The 15,525-nt window shown below is 76.5% G+C and carries 14 protein-coding genes; 4 read left to right on the top strand and 10 right to left on the bottom strand.

Features of this window, described 5'->3' with window-relative positions; genetic code table 11:
- Positions 1-12 precede the first annotated feature (12 nt).
- The 3 genes from BUE37_RS13700 to BUE37_RS13690 form a co-directional block, all read right to left on the bottom strand.
- Positions 13-1,176, bottom strand: coding sequence for an iron-containing alcohol dehydrogenase (locus BUE37_RS13700; RefSeq protein ID WP_073421855.1), 1,164 nt, complete (start codon positions 1,174-1,176; stop codon positions 13-15).
- Positions 1,177-1,454: 278 nt separating this feature from the next.
- On the bottom strand, positions 1,455-1,685 hold the full coding sequence (locus BUE37_RS13695) for a hypothetical protein (RefSeq protein ID WP_073420859.1): 231 nt from the start codon (positions 1,683-1,685) through the stop codon (positions 1,455-1,457).
- An 18-nt stretch (positions 1,686-1,703) separates the two neighbouring features.
- A complete protein-coding gene (locus BUE37_RS13690; RefSeq protein WP_073420858.1) occupies positions 1,704-3,140 on the bottom strand; it encodes a bifunctional 3-(3-hydroxy-phenyl)propionate/3-hydroxycinnamic acid hydroxylase in 1,437 nt (478 codons plus the stop codon).
- A 56-nt stretch (positions 3,141-3,196) separates the two neighbouring features.
- Between BUE37_RS13690 and BUE37_RS13685 the strand changes: the two genes are divergently transcribed.
- The 3 genes from BUE37_RS13685 to BUE37_RS13680 all read left to right on the top strand — a co-directional run bounded on the left by BUE37_RS13685 (position 3,197) and on the right by BUE37_RS13680 (position 5,438).
- Positions 3,197-4,003, top strand: coding sequence for a class E sortase (locus BUE37_RS13685; RefSeq protein WP_083628686.1), 807 nt, complete (start codon positions 3,197-3,199; stop codon positions 4,001-4,003).
- A gap of 3 nt (positions 4,004-4,006) precedes the next feature.
- Positions 4,007-4,171: a hypothetical protein gene (locus BUE37_RS23900; RefSeq protein WP_175562890.1), complete on the top strand. Its 165-nt coding sequence runs from the start codon at positions 4,007-4,009 to the stop codon at positions 4,169-4,171.
- A 139-nt stretch (positions 4,172-4,310) separates the two neighbouring features.
- A complete protein-coding gene (locus BUE37_RS13680; RefSeq protein WP_073420857.1) occupies positions 4,311-5,438 on the top strand; it encodes an NDMA-dependent alcohol dehydrogenase in 1,128 nt (375 codons plus the stop codon).
- A 73-nt stretch (positions 5,439-5,511) separates the two neighbouring features.
- On the opposite strand, the gene BUE37_RS13675 is transcribed toward BUE37_RS13680, so the two are convergent.
- Positions 5,512-7,212: an AMP-binding protein gene (locus BUE37_RS13675; protein WP_073420856.1), complete on the bottom strand. Its 1,701-nt coding sequence runs from the start codon at positions 7,210-7,212 to the stop codon at positions 5,512-5,514.
- Between the two features lie 180 nt (positions 7,213-7,392).
- Here BUE37_RS13675 and BUE37_RS13670 point away from each other — a divergent pair, with 180 nt between their 5' ends.
- Positions 7,393-8,250, top strand: a complete 858-nt coding sequence (locus tag BUE37_RS13670) for a helix-turn-helix transcriptional regulator (protein WP_073420855.1) — start codon at positions 7,393-7,395, stop codon at positions 8,248-8,250.
- A gap of 105 nt (positions 8,251-8,355) precedes the next feature.
- Here the strand turns inward: BUE37_RS13670 and BUE37_RS23380 are convergent, their stop codons facing one another.
- The 6 genes from BUE37_RS23380 to BUE37_RS13640 form a co-directional block, all read right to left on the bottom strand.
- Positions 8,356-10,230: an AAA family ATPase gene (locus BUE37_RS23380; protein ID WP_073420854.1), complete on the bottom strand. Its 1,875-nt coding sequence runs from the start codon at positions 10,228-10,230 to the stop codon at positions 8,356-8,358.
- Positions 10,231-10,310: 80 nt separating this feature from the next.
- Positions 10,311-11,450 carry an NDMA-dependent alcohol dehydrogenase gene (locus tag BUE37_RS13660; protein WP_073420853.1) on the bottom strand — a complete coding sequence of 380 codons (1,140 nt, stop codon included), beginning with the start codon at positions 11,448-11,450 and terminating at the stop codon, positions 10,311-10,313.
- A gap of 102 nt (positions 11,451-11,552) precedes the next feature.
- On the bottom strand, positions 11,553-12,128 hold the full coding sequence (locus BUE37_RS13655; protein ID WP_073420852.1) for an MOSC domain-containing protein: 576 nt from the start codon (positions 12,126-12,128) through the stop codon (positions 11,553-11,555).
- Positions 12,125-13,246 (bottom strand): XdhC family protein, encoded by a 1,122-nt coding sequence (locus BUE37_RS13650; protein WP_073420851.1) that lies wholly within the window; start codon positions 13,244-13,246, stop codon positions 12,125-12,127. Before BUE37_RS13650 ends, BUE37_RS13655 begins: the two co-directional genes overlap by 4 nt.
- The gene (locus BUE37_RS13645) at positions 13,239-14,360 is read right to left on the bottom strand and encodes a vWA domain-containing protein (protein WP_073420850.1); all 1,122 of its coding nucleotides are present in this window, start codon (positions 14,358-14,360) and stop codon (positions 13,239-13,241) included. The genes BUE37_RS13650 and BUE37_RS13645 overlap by 8 nt, the downstream gene beginning before the upstream one ends.
- The gene (locus BUE37_RS13640; protein WP_217651266.1) at positions 14,350-15,264 is read right to left on the bottom strand and encodes an AAA family ATPase; all 915 of its coding nucleotides are present in this window, start codon (positions 15,262-15,264) and stop codon (positions 14,350-14,352) included. The genes BUE37_RS13645 and BUE37_RS13640 overlap by 11 nt, the downstream gene beginning before the upstream one ends.
- Between the last annotated feature and the right edge of the window lie 261 nt (positions 15,265-15,525).

Raw genomic sequence — 15,525 nt, 5'->3', positions numbered from 1 at the left:
GCCGGCGGCCGCTCACAGTGCGGTCCGGAACAGCGCGGCGATCTCCGCGCGGTCGGCGTCGCGGGGGTTGGTCGACAGGCATGCGTCGCCGAGGGTCGTCGTCGCCAGGGTCTCGACGTCGGCCTCGCTGACCCCCAGCTGCGACAGCCGGCTCGGGCAGCCGAGGTCGGCGGCGAGCCGGGCCACCAGGTCGGCGGCCTCCTCGGCGGCGACGTCGTCGGGCAGCCCGGCGACGTCCACGCCCATGGCCCGGGCGACCGGGACGAACCGCTCGGGCACCGCGCGGGCGTTGAACCGGATGACGTGCGGCAGCAGCACGCCGTTGACGACGCCGTGCGGGACGTCGAGCAGGCCGCCGACCTGGTGGCTCATCGCGTGGGTCGCGCCGAGGATCGCGTTGGTGAACGCCAGCCCCGCCTCGAGGCTGGCCTGCGCCATCCCGGTCGTGGCGGCGGGGTCCACCGGGCCGGTGACGGTGTCCCGCAGCGAGGAGCAGATGAGCTGGACGGCGTGCAGCGCGTGGACGTCGGTGAGCGGGCCGGCGGCGCGGGAGACGTAGGCCTCGATGCCGTGCGTGAGCGCGTCGAGGCCGGTGGCCGCGGCGAGGTCGTCGGGCATCGTGGTGAGCAGCCGCGGGTCGGTGACCGAGATGTCGGGGACCAGCGCGCGGCCGATGAGGGTGGCCTTGAGCCGGCGCCGGGTGTCGGTGATGACGGCGAACTGCGAGACGTCGGCGCCCGTGCCGGCCGTGCTCGGGCACATGACGGTGGGCGGGATGGCCGCGGTCACCCGGTCGACGCCCTCGTAGTCGAGGATCGACCCGCCGTTGCTCGCGACGACGGCGACGGCCTTGGCCGCGTCGATGACCGAGCCGCCGCCGAGCCCGACGATGACGTCGCAGCCGCTCTCGCGGTACCGCTGCACCCCCTCGGCCACCTCGTGGTCCTTGGGGTTGGGGGTGAGGCCGGTCCAGACGGTGGGCCGCAGCCCGGCGTCGGCGAGGTGGGCGGACAGCTCGTCGAGCCACCCGGCCTCGACCAGCCCGGCGTCGGTGACGACGAAGGGGCGGACGGCGCCCAGCCGGCGGGCGGCGTGCCCGGCCTCGGCGAGCGCGCCCCAGCCGAAGACGACCTCGGGGACCAGGTACTTCGTGAAGCCGGCGCCCGCGACCGGCACGGGACGGCGGGCTGGCCCGGGGCCGACCGGCAGGCGGATCGCGGGCGGGCCGGCCCGCAGCGGGACCGCGGTCACCGGCGCGCGAGGGACGGCGGGACGGGCGCGCGGTCGGGCACGGTGACCTCCGGGGCTCGGGCGGCCCGCCCACGATAGCGGCGTCGTGACGCCCGTCACAGGTTCGTGCGCCACTGGCCCCCGCCGGGTCGGTGCGCTCCCGCGCCGGCGCACCGTGCCCGTCCGCGGGGTACGCGGTGCACCCCGCGGACGGGCACGAGGGGTCAGCGGCCGAGGATGCCGCCGATGGCGCCGCCGAGGCCGCCGCCCTGGCCGCCACCACCCCCGCCGAGCATCTTGATGAGGTCCATCGGGTCGATGCCGAGCTTCTGGAGGAGGCCGGCGTGCTGGTCGGTGTCGACCTGACCGGGCAGTTCCTGGTCGGCCTGCTGCGCCTTGGCGTCGTCACCCTGCGACTGGAGCAGCTGGAGGATCTGTGCCTTGTCGATCTGCATGGGCGGGCCGGTACCCACTCAACCCGCCGCCCTCACCACCCGGTCGGGACGGACGACGACCCAGCGGGCCCGGCCCCCGCCCAGCCAGGCGGTGAGGGCGCCGTCGACGTCGTCGAGCAGCGCCCGCCGGCCGCCCGCGGTGAGCGTGAGACCGGACGGCGCCAGGGCCAGCACCGCGGTGCCGCTCCCGAGCACGTCGTCGAGCCGGCACTCCCGGCCGTCGACGCGGACCCGGGCGCGCGGGACCAGCGTCCCCGCCAGCCGCCGCCCGGCCGGCCCGCCGCGGTCGACCAGCGGCCCGCGGCGCAGCGGCGGTGTGCGGCTGTCGGTGGCGTAGGCGGCGAGCGCCGGCACCCGACCGACGGCGGCCAGCACCGCGCGCCGCACCGGCACCGCGCCCGCTCCCCCGCCGGTCATCAACCCGCCGACCAGCGCGGCCATCCGCACCAGCGCCCGGGCGTGCGGCCCCCGCTCGGCGCCGTGGGTGTCGAGCAGCGCGTCGTCCGCGCCACCGGTGACGACGGCGGCGACCTTCCACGCGAGCTGGTGCACGTCGCGCAGGCCGAGGCCGAGCCCCTGGCCGACGAAGGGCGGGGTCAGGTGCGCGGCGTCGCCGGCCAGCAGCACCCGCCCGCGCCGCCACCGGTCGGCCACCTGCGCGCGGTAGACGTACTCCGCGGCGCGGACCACCTCGGCGCCGTCGGCCCCGAACGGCGCCAGCAGCGGCCGCAGCACCTCCGGCGCGGTGAGCGCGGCCGCCGTCCCGCCGTCGAGCAGCCGGGTCTCGAAGCGGTACCGGTCGCCGCTGACCGGCATGAACGTCGCCGCGCGGGCCGGGTCGCAGACCTGGTGCACGCCGGGCCACACCGGCAGCGGGGACGGCGCGCGCAGGTCGACCACCAGCCAGCGGTCGGGCCGGGCGAGGGTGCGCATGCGGGCGCCGGTCAGCCGCCGCACCGTGCTGTGCGCCCCGTCGCAGCCGAGCACGGCCGCGGCGTCGAGCCGGGCCCCGCCGGCCAGCGCCACCGTGACGGACCGGTCCGGCCGCTCCGTCAGGCCGGTCACCTCGGCGGGCGCGCGCAGCGTGACCCGCGGCGCCCGGTCGACGGCGGCGCGCAGCACGGCCTCGAGGTCGGGCTGGTGGAACATCGACGCCTGCGGCCAGCCGTGCCGGCCGGCGCCGGGGTCGCGGGCGAACTCGGCGAGCACCCGGTGGCCGGCGTCGAGCAGCCGCAGCCCCGCCATCGGCCGGCTGACGGCGAGGAACTCCTCCGCGACCCCGGCGTCGGCCAGCGCGCGCAGCGCCTCGTCGTCGAGGTGCACGGCCCGGGGGACGGCGGGCGGCGCGGGCCGGCGCTCGAGCAGCAGCACGTCGATCCCCCGCCGCGCGAGCAGCAGCGCCGCGGTGCAGCCCACCGGCCCGGCGCCGACGACGACCACCGGCAGCTGCGACACGCCGCCCAGTGTCGCGGACCGGGCGCCGGCGCCCGTCCTGGCATCGTGGTCCCGCCATGGCCCCGACGTCCGCCCCCGCGCCGCCGCGCGAGTGGCGCCGCCACGGCCGGCCCGCCGGAGAGCGCTGGCGCACCCTCGTCAGCGGCCTGGGCCAGACGCTGGTCACGGCCGGCGTCGTGCTGCTGCTGTTCGTCGCCTACGAGCTGTGGGTGACCGGCCTGTTCACCGCGCACGACCAGGACCGGCTCGCCGACCAGCTGGCCACCGAGTGGTCCGGCGGCTCACCCGGTGCGGACGCGCCCGTCGTCGGGACGCCCACCTCCCCGGCCGCGCCCGGCGTGGGCGAGCCGTTCGCGGTGCTGCACGTACCGCGCCTGGGCGAGGACTGGTCGCGGGTCGTGCTCGAGGGCACCACCGAGGACCAGCTCGCCCAGGGCCCGGGCCACTACGTCGGGACGGCGATGCCCGGCGAGCAGGGCAACCTCGCCGTCGCCGGCCACCGCGTGGGCCGCGGCTCGCCGTTCCTCGAGCTCGACGCGCTGCGGCCGGGCGACGCCGTCGTCGTCGAGGTGGCCGACGGCTGGTTCACCTACCGGGTGCTCGGCGCCGGCGACGACCTGGCCGCACCCGACCCCAACGGCGTCCCCGGGCGGCAGATCGTGACGCCCGACCGGGTCGACGTCCTCGCGCCCGTCCCCGGCGGCGCCGCGGACGCCGCCCCCGCCGGCGCCTACCTGACGCTCACGACCTGCCACCCGCGGTACTCGGCGCGGCAGCGCCTGGTCGTGCACGCCGTGCTGGAGGGCCCGGGCGTGACCCGGGCCGACGCCCCCGACGGGCCGCCGGCCCTGACCGAGGACTGAGCCGTGTACCGCTGGATCTGGCGCCACCTCCCCGGGGGGACGGCGACCCGCGCGGCGCTGTCGCTGCTGCTGGCGCTCGCCGCCTGCGCGCTGCTGCTGTTCGTCGTCTTCCCCGCCGTCGAGCCGCACCTGCCGTTCAGCTCGGTGACGGTCGACCCCGGCCGCTGAGGGCCGCCCGCCGCAACGGTTGCGTCCCCTTGACGGCACCCGGTGCCGCGCACAGTCTGTGGCGCGGCGCACAGTCGCAGCGGCGGCCCGTCGACGGCGACGGGCGGCGACCGCGCGCGGACGGACGGAGGCACACCGGGTGAAGACCAAGGGCGCGATCCTGTGGGGCGTCGGCGAGGACTGGTCGATCGAGGAGATCGAGCTGGGCGACCCGAGGGAGGGTGAGGTCCAGGTCCAGCTCGCCGCGTCGGGCCTGTGCCACAGCGACGAGCACCTGGTCACCGGCGGCACGCCCGTCGCCTTCTACCCGGTCATCGGCGGCCACGAGGGCTCCGGCGTCGTCACCAAGGTCGGCCCCGGCGTGACCGGGCTGCAGGAGGGCGACCACGTCGTCACCGCCTTCATCCCCGCCTGCGGCCAGTGCCCGCCGTGTTCGAAGGGGATGCAGAACCTCTGCGACCTCGGCGCCAGCCTGCTGGCCGGCACCGCGATCTCCGACGGCAGCTACCGGGTGCAGGCCAAGGGCCAGGACGTCATCCCGATGTGCCTGCTCGGCACGTTCTCCCCCTACATCACCGTGCACCAGGCGTCGGTGGTGAAGATCGAGCCCGACATCCCGCTGGAGATCGCCGCGCTGGTGGGCTGCGGCGTCACCACCGGCTGGGGCTCGGCCACCAAGGTCGCCGACGTCCGGCCCGGCGAGAACGTCGTCGTCATGGGCGCCGGCGGCGTCGGCATGAACGCCGTCCAGGGCGCCGCGGCGGCCGGGGCGAAGCGGGTCATGGTCATCGAGCCGGTCGCCCGCAAGCGCGAGTGGGCCATGGACCTCGGCGCGACGCACGTGTTCGAGTCGGCCGAGGAGGCCACCGAGAAGGTCAACGAGCTGACCTGGGGCCGGATGGCCGACAAGACGATCATCACCGTCGGCGACATCCAGGGCGAGGACATCCAGACCGCGCTGAGCCTCACCGGCAAGGGCGGCCGCGCCGTCGTCACCGGCATGGGCAACGCCGCGAACACCGACGTCAAGCTCAGCCTCTTCGAGCTCACGCTGCTGCAGAAGGACCTGCAGGGCGCGATCTTCGGCGGGCTGGCGCCGCGGGCGGCGATCCCCGAGCTGCTCAGCCTCTACCAGGAGGGCCAGCTCAAGCTCGACGAGCTCGCGACCACGAAGTACAAGCTGGAGGACATCAACCAGGGCTACCAGGACATGCGCGACGGCAAGAACATCCGCGGGATGGTCGTCTACACCGACGCCGACCGCTGAGCCGTCCTCTCCTCCGACACGGTCGTGCTCTGCCCACGGATGTGGGCAGAGCACGACCGCGTCCGGGGACGGGTCAGGTGCCGCGCAGCTCCGGGAAGTCGGTGTCGGCCCAGTCGGTGCCCGTGCCCGCCGGCGCCGCCTGCTCCTCCCGCTGCCGCAGCTCGACCCGGCGGATCTTCCCCGAGACCGTCTTGGGCAGCTCCGCGAACTCGATCCGCCGCACCCGCAGGTAGGGCGCCAGCCGCTCGCGCGCGTGCCGCAGCACCGCCAGCGCCGTCTCCGGCCCCGCCTCCCAGCCCGGGGCGAGCGTCACGTAGGCCTTCGGCACGGCCAGCCGGACCGGGTCGGGCACCGGCACGACGGCGGCCTCGACCACCGCGGGGTGCTCGATGAGCACGCTCTCCAGCTCGAACGGGCTGATCTTGTAGTCGCTGGCCTTGAAGACGTCGTCGGTGCGCCCGACGTAGGTGATGTAGCCGTCGGCGTCCCGGGTCGCGACGTCGCCGGTGTGGTAGTACCCGCCGGCCATCGCCTCGGCCGCCCGCTCCGGGTCGCCCTGGTAGCCGGTCATCAGCCCGACCGGCCGCTGCGAGAGGTCCAGGCAGATCTCGCCCTCGCTGCCCTGCTGCCCGGTGAGCGGGTCGACCAGCACCACGGGGACGCCGGGCAGCGGGCGGCCCATGGAGCCCGGGCGCACCTCCGCGCCGGGCGCGTTGGCCACCGACGCCGTCGTCTCGGTCTGCCCGTACCCGTCCCGCAGCGTGAGCCCCCAGTGCCGGCGGACCTGCTCGATGACCTCGGGGTTGAGCGGCTCGCCGGCGGCGACCACCTCGCGCAGCGTGCCGGGGCCGCCGGAGAGGTCGGCCTGGATGAGCATCCGCCAGACCGTGGGCGGCGCGCAGAAGGTGGTGACGCCGGTGCCGCGGACGTGCTCGAGGACGCGCGCGGCGTCGAACCGCGTGTAGTTGAACAGGTCGACGGTGGCCTCGGCGGCCCACGGGGCGAAGAAGCAGCTCCACGCGTGCTTGGCCCAGCCGGGCGAGCTGATGTTGAGGTGCACGTCGCCGGGCCGCAGGCCCAGCCAGTACATCGTCGACAGGTGCCCAACCGGGTAGCTGACCTGCGTGTGCTCGACCAGCTTGGGCCGGCTGGTGGTGCCGCTGGTGAAGTACAGGAGCAGCGGGTCGCCGGGTTCGGTGCCGGGGTGGCCGAGCGGCGCGTCGGGGGCGCCGGCGCTGTCGGCGTAGGGCGCCCACCCGGACGGCGCGTCGCCCACGGTGATCCGGCCGTAGTCGCCCGGCACGGCGTCGAACTTGGCGGCGTCGACGGCGTTGACGACGACGTGCCGGGCGCCGCCGCGGCCGATCCGGTCGGCGAGGTCGTCGGGGCCGAGCGCGGTGGTGGTCGGCATGATGACCGCGCCGAGCTTCATCACCGCGAGCATCGCCTCCCACAGCTCGACCTGGTTGCCGAGCATGAGGACGACGCGGTCGCCGCGCCCGACGCCGCGCTCCCGCAGCCACGCGGCCACCTGGTCCGAGCGGCGGGACAGCTCGGCGAACGACCAGCTGCCGCTCGTGCCGTCCTCCTCGGTGATGCGCAGCCCGGGCCGCTCCACGCCGCGGGCGACCTCGTCGAACCAGTCCACCGCCCAGTTGAACGGGCCCTCCACCCGCGGGAACGCGAACTCGGCGGCCGCCGTCGCGGGGTCGCCGCGGAGGGCGAGCAGCCGGTCGCGGGCCTCCCGGTAGGCGGTGGTGGCGGTGCCGGGCATGCGGGGGCTCCCTCGGTCGTGCGGTCGTGGGCCCCGGCATGGTCGGACGCGCCCGTCCGGCACCACCACCCCCGATCGCGCCGGGCGTTGCCGCACGTTGCAGGGGAGGACGGCCCCCGGCGCCCGCGGCGCTACCGTGACGCGGGTCACCGCCGTCCGCCCTGCCCGAGGAGGTCCCCCGTGTCCCTCCCCGCCACCGCCCGGCCCGACGACCGCGACGTCCTGCGGGCCGCCGTCCGCGAGGTGCACGCCCGGTCGGGGATGGGCGTGGTGTTCGCCGGCCCGGTGCAGGGCGCGGCCATGCGGATCGAGGAGATGGTGGGCGGGCGCACGCGGTACCTGCACGGGCTGCAGGTGCGCACGGGCGCGGGCCTGGGCGGGCGGGTCCTCAGCGAGGGCCGTCCGGCCGGCGTCGAGGACTACGAGCGGGCGCTGGACATCACGCACGAGTACGACGGGCCGGTGCTCGCCGAGGGGCTGCGCACGGTGGCCGCGGTGCCGGTGCTGGTCGACGGGCGGGCGCGGGCGGTGCTGTACGCGGCCAGCCGGGAGGGCGGCTCGGTGGGCGACCGGGTGCGCGACGCGCTGGTCCGCGCGGCCGGGCGGATGGGCGCGGAGCTCGCCGTCCGCGACGAGGTGGACCGCCGCGTGGCGCTGATGGCCGCCGCCCCGGCCGGCCCGTCCGCCGCGGAGGACCCGGCGCGGTGGGAGGAGGTGCGCGCGGTGCACGCCGACCTCCGGCTCGCCGCGCAGGCCACCGACGACGCCGCGCTGCGCGACCGGCTGCTGTCGGCGTGCGGGCGGCTCGCGGCGCTGGGCGCCCCGCGCGGGACCCGGCCCGCCGTGCGGCTGTCCGCGCGCGAGGTCGACGTCCTCACGCAGGTGGCGCTGGGCTGCAGCAACCGCGAGACCGCGACCCGGCTGTCGCTGCGCCCGGAGACGGTGAAGAGCTACCTCGGCTCGGCGATGACGAAGCTCGACGCGCACACCCGCCTGGAGGCCGTCGTCCAGGCCCGGAGGCTCGGCCTGCTCCCGTAGGCACTCCTCGCGTCGATCATCGGACCGGTGCACGGGACACGCGACGACACGCCGGCCGGCCGTGCACGCATCCGATGATCAACTGGCTGGCACCCGGCGGACCCGTCAGCCGAGCAGGCGGGTGAGCGCCGGGCCGAGGTCGCGCACCGTCCGCACCATCTGCGCGCTCCCGCCGCCGCGCGCCGCGAGCGCCCGCGCGGCCTCCTCCGCCTCCGCCGTCGGCAGCGGGCACAGCACGTCCACCCGGTCCAGGCCGGCGAGCGCGGTCTCCGGCGGGTCGCCGGTGGTGTGCAGGCAGTCCGACAGCAGGACGACGCGCCGCTCGTCGGCCACCTCGGCGTCGAGCTGGCGGCGGGCGGCCCGCAGCGCGCCGGCCAGGTCGGTCATCCCGTGCCCGCGCAGGCCGATCAGGTGCGTGACGACGTCCTCCGCGGCCCGCCGCTGCCCCGGCCGCTGCACGACGTCGACCTCCCGCCCGAAGGTGATCAGGCTGGTCCGCAGCTTGTCGTCGCCGGTGAGGACGACGCCGGCCGCCGCCACCGCCGCGATCGCCACGCCGAGCCCGGTCATCGAGCCCGACGTGTCCACGGCCAGGCACACCGAGCGCCGGTGCCCGGTCCACGTGCGCGTGACCAGGTCCTCCGGCGCCAGCGGCGAGCCGACCTCCCAGCGGTCGAGCGTGCGGTCCAGGTCTAGGTCGCCGTCGCCGCGCCGGTCGGGCACCAGCCGCCGCGTCCCCCGCGTCCGGACGCGGCCGACCCGCCCCACCTGCACGAACACCCGCGCGGCCAGCCGCTGGGCCGCCGAGCGCAGGTCCCGGTCGGTGGCGGCGGCGAGGTCGGTGAGCAGCGCGGCCGCGGCGTCGGCGTCCTCGGCCATCAGCGCGGCGAACGCCTCCTCGTCGAGCTCGCCGACCTCCGGGCTGACCTCTTCGAACGCGTCGTGGCGCGCCGCCATCTCGCGGCGGCTGGTCTGCCGGCGCCCGCCCCCGGAGCGGCGGTCGCGGCGCAGGGACGAGGCCGAGTCCTGGCCCGCCGGGGACTCCGGCGGGCCCTCACCTTTTCCCGGGTCGTCACCACCTGCGGCGTCGGCGGGGGGCTGCTCGTCGGGTGGCGGGGGCGAGCCGTCCGGTGGCCAGACGCCGTCGAGGATCTCGTCGATGACCGCCTCGGGCGTGCGCTCGACGCCCTCGGCGATGCGGATCCGCCCCGACAGGGCGGCGTAGGCGGCGTCCCGGGCGGTCTCCCGCGCCCCCTCGGCGCCGAGCCCCGACTGCCCGCGCACGTCGAGCAGCCCGCCCAGGAGCAGCACCAGGTCGGTGGCGCCGCGCACCGACGAGCCCATCCGGACGTCGCGGTGCTCGCGCGAGGCCCGCACCAGCCGGACGGCGAGGCCGATGAGCGCCGGCGGCGCCCCGGTCACCGCGGTGACGATCGCCCGCTCGGCCGCGGCGTCCTGGTAGCCGAGGACGACGCGGCACATCCGGTCGGCGATCGCCTGCCCGACCCGCGCCGTGCCGATCGCGTCGAACGGGTTCATCGCCGCGATCAGCCGGAACCCCGCGGCGGCGCGCACGTGACCGAGCCGCGGCACGGTGATCTCGCCCTCGGTGAGCACGGTGATGAGGACGTTGAGCGTCTCCTCGGGGATCCGGTTGAGCTCCTCGAGGTACAGCAGCCCGTGCCCGCGCATCGCCGTCAGCAGCGGCCCGTCGGTGAAGCTGCCCGGCACGTAGCCGTCGGCGAGGACGGCGGCGGGGTCGTACTGGCCGATCAGGCGGGCCGGCGTCAGCTCGGCGTTGCCCTCGACGAACACGACCTCCTGGCCGGTCTCCGCCGCGATCGAGCGCAGCAGCGTGGACTTGCCCGTGCCGGGCGGCCCCTCGAGCACGACGTGCCGGTTGGTGCGCAGCGCGACGGTGAGCACCTCCCGCTCACGACGCAGCCCGATGACCGGGTGGGGCGCGGACGGTGCGCTCACGCGGCTCCTCTCGTGGTGCGGGACCTGCGCACCCGAGGGGGGCGGGTGCGCAGGTCCCGGGTCGGCGGACGGCGGGCGGCTCAGGCCGGCGCGCCCTCCAGCGGCGGGGTGTCGTAGACGATGACGCCGCGGATGTTCTTCCCGTTGACCAGGTCCTCGTAGCCCTCGTTGACCTGGTCGAGCGTGTACGTCTTCGTGATCAGCTCGTCGAGCTTGAGGTCGCCGGACTGGTACAGCTCGATCATCTTCGGGATGTCGTGGAACGGGTCGCCCGAGCCGAACAGGCTGCCCTTCACGGTCTTCTCGAACAGCGTGAGCAGCGAGCTGGACAGCTCGATGTTGTTCTTCGTGGGGTCCGCCAGGCCGGTGATCACCGCCGTCCCGCCCTTGCGGATGGTGTTGACCGCGTCGGTGACGACCTTCGCGTCGACGACGCCGACGGTGATGATCGCCTTGTCCGCGCCGACGCCGCGGGTCAGCTCCTGGACGAGCTCCATCGCCTCCTCGGCGGTCTCGCAGCTGTGCGTGGCGCCGAGCTGCTCGGCGGCCTCCCGCTTGTTGGGCAGCGGGTCGACGGCGACGACGTTGCGCGCCCCGGCCAGCGCCGCGCCCTGCACGCTGTTGATCCCGATGCCGCCGATCCCGTAGATGACGATCGTGTCGCCGGGCTCCGTGGCCGCCGCGTGCACCGCCGACCCCCAGCCGGTCGGGACGCCGCACCCGATCAGCACGACCTTGTCCAGCGGCAGGTCGGGGTCGACCTTGACGGCGGAGTTCTCGCTGATGACGGCGCGCTCGGAGAACGTGCCGAGCATGCACATGCCGCCGTAGTCGTTGCCGTCGTCGTCGTGGAAGCGGTACGTGCCGTCGGGCAGGTTGCCGACCAGGATCGAGGCGCCCATGTCGCAGAGGTTCGACTTGCCCGTGGAGCACCAGCGGCAGTGCCCGCACACCGGCAGGAACGAGCAGACGACGTGGTCGCCGGGCTGGAGCCGGGTCACGCCCGGGCCCACCTTCTCGATCACCCCGGCACCCTCGTGCCCGCCCACGATGGGGAACTGGGGGACGATGTCGCCGTGCCGCAGGTGCTCGTCGGAGTGGCACAGGCCGGCGGCGACGTAGCGGATGAGCACCTCCCCGGCCTTGGGTTCGTCGAGCTCGAGCTCGGTGATCTCGAACGGCTTCCCGACGTCGCGCAGTACGGCTGCCCTGGTCCTCATCGACCCTCCCGTCGTCGGCCGCCGCGACTCGGCGGCACCTCCCGGCGCGGGCCATCGTCGTGACGCCGGTGTGACCGGGGCCACCCCCGGACGGGGGGATGCTCAGCCGCGGGGGCGGGGCATCACCCGGTGCACCTCGCCCGCGCGCGCCGGGTCCAGCGGCACCGCGCTCGCCAGCACCGCCGGGCCGAGCCGCAGGACGCCGTCGGTCAGCGGGGCGCAGCGCACGCCCGCGCGGCCGCGCATGCCGCGGTGGGCGCCGGGCGCGAGCACGGTGTCCAGCCACGCGCAGGGGTTGGCCGGGCGCCCGCCGCGCAGGACGACGACCCCCTCCCCGCAGTCGAGGGAGAACTCCGCGCCGCGCAGCGCCTCCACCTCCGCGCCCCGCAGGACGACGTTGCGGCGGGCGAGCAGCGGGTCCAGCGCCCCGGCGCCGAGCTCGGCGGCCAGCGCCTCCACCGACTCGGCGGCGAGCACCGTGACGGCGGCGTCGCGGTGCGCGGGCCGGCCGGCGTAGCGGTCGCCGACGACGCCGTGCCCGGCCCGCACCTCGACCCGGCCGACCCGGTCGCCGTCCTGTGGCGGGACGGCCCCGGCGGGGCGCCCGTCGTAGCGGTGCACCGGCGAGACGAGCAGCCCGACGACCTCGACGTCGTAGGTGTGCGGGAGCCCCGTCACCGCTCGGCGGTGCGGTGGATGGGGCCCTCGGTGCCGGTCAGCCGCTCCCCCGTGCCGCCCCAGCGCCCGGCGATGACCTCCGCGGCGATGGACACGGCGGTCTCCTCGGGCGTGCGGGCGCCCAGGTCCAGGCCGATCGGCGAGGACAGCCGGTCCAGCTCGGCGTCGGACAGCCCGGCCTCGCGCAGCCGCTCCAGCCGCTCGTCGTGCGTTCGCCGCGAGCCCATCGCGCCGACGTAGGCCACCGGCAGCCGCAGCGCGACCTCCAGCAGCGGGACGTCGAACTTCGGGTCGTGGGTGAGCACGCACAGCACGGTGCGCTCGTCGATCCGGCCGGCGTCGACCTCGGCCTGCAGGTAGCGGTGCGGCCACTCGACGACGACCTCGTGCGCGTCGGGGAAGCGGCGGGCGGTGGCGAACACCGGGCGGGCGTCGCAGACGGTGACGCGGTAGCCGAGGAAGGCGCCCACCCGCGCGACGGCGGCAGCGAAGTCGATGGCCCCGAACACGACCATCCGCGCCGGCGGGGCGAAGGAGGAGACGAACAGCGTCAGCTCGTCCCCGCGCCGCTCGCCGTCGTGGCCGTAGGTCAGCGTGCCGGTGCGCCCGGCGGCGAGCATGCCGCGGGCGTCGTCGGCGACGGCGTCGTCGAGCCGCTGCAGGCCGAGCGTGCCGGAGCTGCGGTCGGGCCAGAGCACCAGCCGCCGGCCGATGCGGTCCTCCGGCCCGCGGACCACCGTGACGACGGCGACCGGCTCGTGCCGGCCGACGGACTCGGCGATCTCCCCGAGCTCGGGGAACGACTCGCGCGACACCGGCTCGACGAAGACGTCGAGGATCCCGCCGCAGGTCAGCCCGACGGCGAACGCGTCGTCGTCGCTGACGCCGTAGCGCTCCAGCGTCGGGACGCCGGACTCGACGACGTCCTTGGCCTCCTCGTAGACCGCGCCCTCGACGCAGCCGCCGGACACGCTGCCGACCGCCGTCCCGTCGGGGCCGACGAGCATGGCCGCACCGGCAGGCCGCGGCGCCGAGCGCCACGTGGCGACCACGGTCCCCATGCCGACCGTCTCCCCGGCCTGCCACCACCCGACCAGGTCGTCCAGGACTTCACGCACGCGAGATCACCCCTGACAGTTCCTCGAAGGCGGCCAGGCTGTGGCCCGACACGAACGCGTCAACCGACGGCAGCGCCGCCTGCATCCCGCCGGTGAGCGGCTCGTAGCCGGCCCGCCCCTTGTGCGGGTTGACCCAGACGACGGCGTGCGCGAGCCGGCGCAGCCGGGCCATCTGCTCGCGCAGCAGGTCGGGGCTGCCCCGCTCCCACCCGTCGCTGCACACGACCACGATCGCGCCGCGCGCGGTGCCGCGCTGCCCCCACCGGTCGAGGAAGGCCTTGAGCACCTCACCGAGCCGCGTGCCGCCGGACCAGTCGGGGATCGCGTCGCCGCTGGCGGTCAGCGCCCGGTCGGGGTCGCGCAGCCGCATCTCCCGGGTGACGCGGGTGAGCCGGGTGCCGATCGTGAACACCTCGGTGGACGCCGGCCGGGCGCGCACCGCCGCGTGCGCGAAGCGCATGAGCGCGTCGGCGTAGGGGCTCATGGAGCCGGAGACGTCGACCAGCAGCACCACCCGCCGCGGCCGGGGCCGGGACCGCCGGTGCATCAGCCGGGTGACCTCGCCGCCGTCGCGCAGCGCCCGCCGGACGGTGCGCGCGGGGTGCACCACGCCGTGGGTGTCCGCGCGCCGCCGCCGGGACGGCCGCATCGGCGCGGCCGGGCGGACCAGCGCGAACAGCCGGCGCAGGTGCTCGCGCTCGGCCGGCGTCAGGTCCGCGACGTCGCGGTGGCGCAGCACCTCGTCGCCGGACGCCGCGACGGCGAGGTCCGCGGGGTCCTCGCCCCGCTCCCCCGTCCCGCCGCCCTCCTCCAGGGGCGCGGCGGTGGACACCAGCGGCGGCGGCTCCTGCGCGGTCGCGGGCCGGCGCCGGGGCGCCTCCCCGCCGAACCAGGCGGCGAACGCGGCGTCGTAGCGGTCGAGGTCGTCGGGCCCGGAGCACAGCGTCAGGCGGCCGGCCCAGTAGACGGCGGTGGCGTCGAGGACGTCGAGGGCCGCGACCGCGGACAGCATCGCCTCGACCCGGTCGGGCGAGGCGGCCACGCCGGCGGCGCGCAGCGTGCGGGCGAACCCGAGGACGACGCCGACGACGTCCCCGGCGCGCTCAGCCGCCACCGAACAGCGCCCCGCGGGCCAGGGCGTGCACCCGGTCGGTGTCCTCGCGGTACTTGAGCACCGCCCCGAGGGTGCGCGCGGCGAGGTCGGGGTCGAGGTCGCGGGCGCCGAGGGCGTGCAGCGCGCTGGCCCAGTCCATCGCCTCCGCGACCCCCGGCGGCTTGAGCAGGTCCAGGCTGCGCAGCTTCGCCGTCGCCCGGGCCACCTCGCGGGCGAGCTGCTCGGTGACCTCCGGGAGCCGGGTGCGCAGGATGGCGACCTCGCGCTCGAAGTCGGGGTGCTGCAGCCAGTGGTAGAGGCAGCGGCGCTTGAGGGCGTCGTGCACCTCGCGGGTGCGGTTGGACGTGAGCACGACCAGCGGCGGGACGTCGGCGTGCACGGTGCCGAGCTCGGGGATGGAGATCGTGAAGTCCGAGAGCACCTCGAGGAGGAACGCCTCGAACTCGTCGTCGGCGCGGTCGACCTCGTCGACCAGCAGCACGCTCGGGGAGTCCTCGAGCGCCTGCAGCAGCGGCCGGGCGAGGAGGAAGCGGCGGTCGTAGAGGGAGGCCTCCAGGGCCTGGGTGTCCCCGGTGGCGTGCGCGGCCTCGGCGGCGCGCAGGTGGAGCAGCTGGCGGCCGAAGTCCCAGTCGTAGAGGGCCTGGCTGGCCTCGAGGCCCTCGTAGCACTGCAGGCGGTAGATCGGCCGGCCGGTGACCTGGGCGAGCGCCCGGGCCAGCGCCGTCTTGCCGACGCCGGCCTCGCCCTCGAGGAACAGCGGGCGGCGCATGACCAGGGCCAGGTAGGCGGCGGTCGCCAGTCCCTCGTCGGGCAGGTAGCCGGTGTCCTGCAGGGCGGCGGCCAGCTCCTCGGGGCTACCGAGGAGCCCGTCGGTGCGGAGGACGGCGGCCGTGGTCTCGCTCACGCCGCCGAGCATCCCACCTGGCCGCGGGGCCGGCCGCCCCCGACCGGGGGTCCCCCGACAGCACGGTGGCCGGCCGGGAGTCGAGGTCTCCGGCCGGCCACCGCCGACTGTGGTGCGTCCCGCCCCTACGGGCGGGAGGGCGTCACCGCCCGATCTTGCCGTCGTTGTCGCGGTCGAGGGCGTCCTTGGCCTTCTGCACGAAGCCGCGGTCGTCCCGGCCGGTGGTGCCGGTCGTGGTGCCGGTGCCGGCGGTGCCGGCGA

Source organism: Geodermatophilus nigrescens, from assembly GCF_900129495.1.
In the GTDB taxonomy this organism is placed as follows: domain Bacteria; phylum Actinomycetota; class Actinomycetes; order Mycobacteriales; family Geodermatophilaceae; genus Geodermatophilus; species Geodermatophilus nigrescens.
The sequence above is the reverse complement of the archived record's forward strand: the minus strand, read 5'-3'. Positions and strand labels throughout refer to the sequence as shown.

Bases quoted from the DNA above. Each gene is read 5' to 3' on its own strand.
- BUE37_RS13695 (WP_073420859.1), bottom strand. From the start codon at position 1,685: ATGCAGATCGACAAGGCACAGATCCTCCAGCTGCTCCAGTCGCAGGGT.
- BUE37_RS13685 (WP_083628686.1), top strand. From the start codon at position 3,197: ATGGCCCCGACGTCCGCCCCCGCGCCGCCGCGCGAGTGGCGCCGCCAC.
- BUE37_RS13675 (WP_073420856.1), bottom strand. From the start codon at position 7,212: ATGCCCGGCACCGCCACCACCGCCTACCGGGAGGCCCGCGACCGGCTG.
- BUE37_RS13660 (WP_073420853.1), bottom strand. From the start codon at position 11,450: ATGAGGACCAGGGCAGCCGTACTGCGCGACGTCGGGAAGCCGTTCGAG.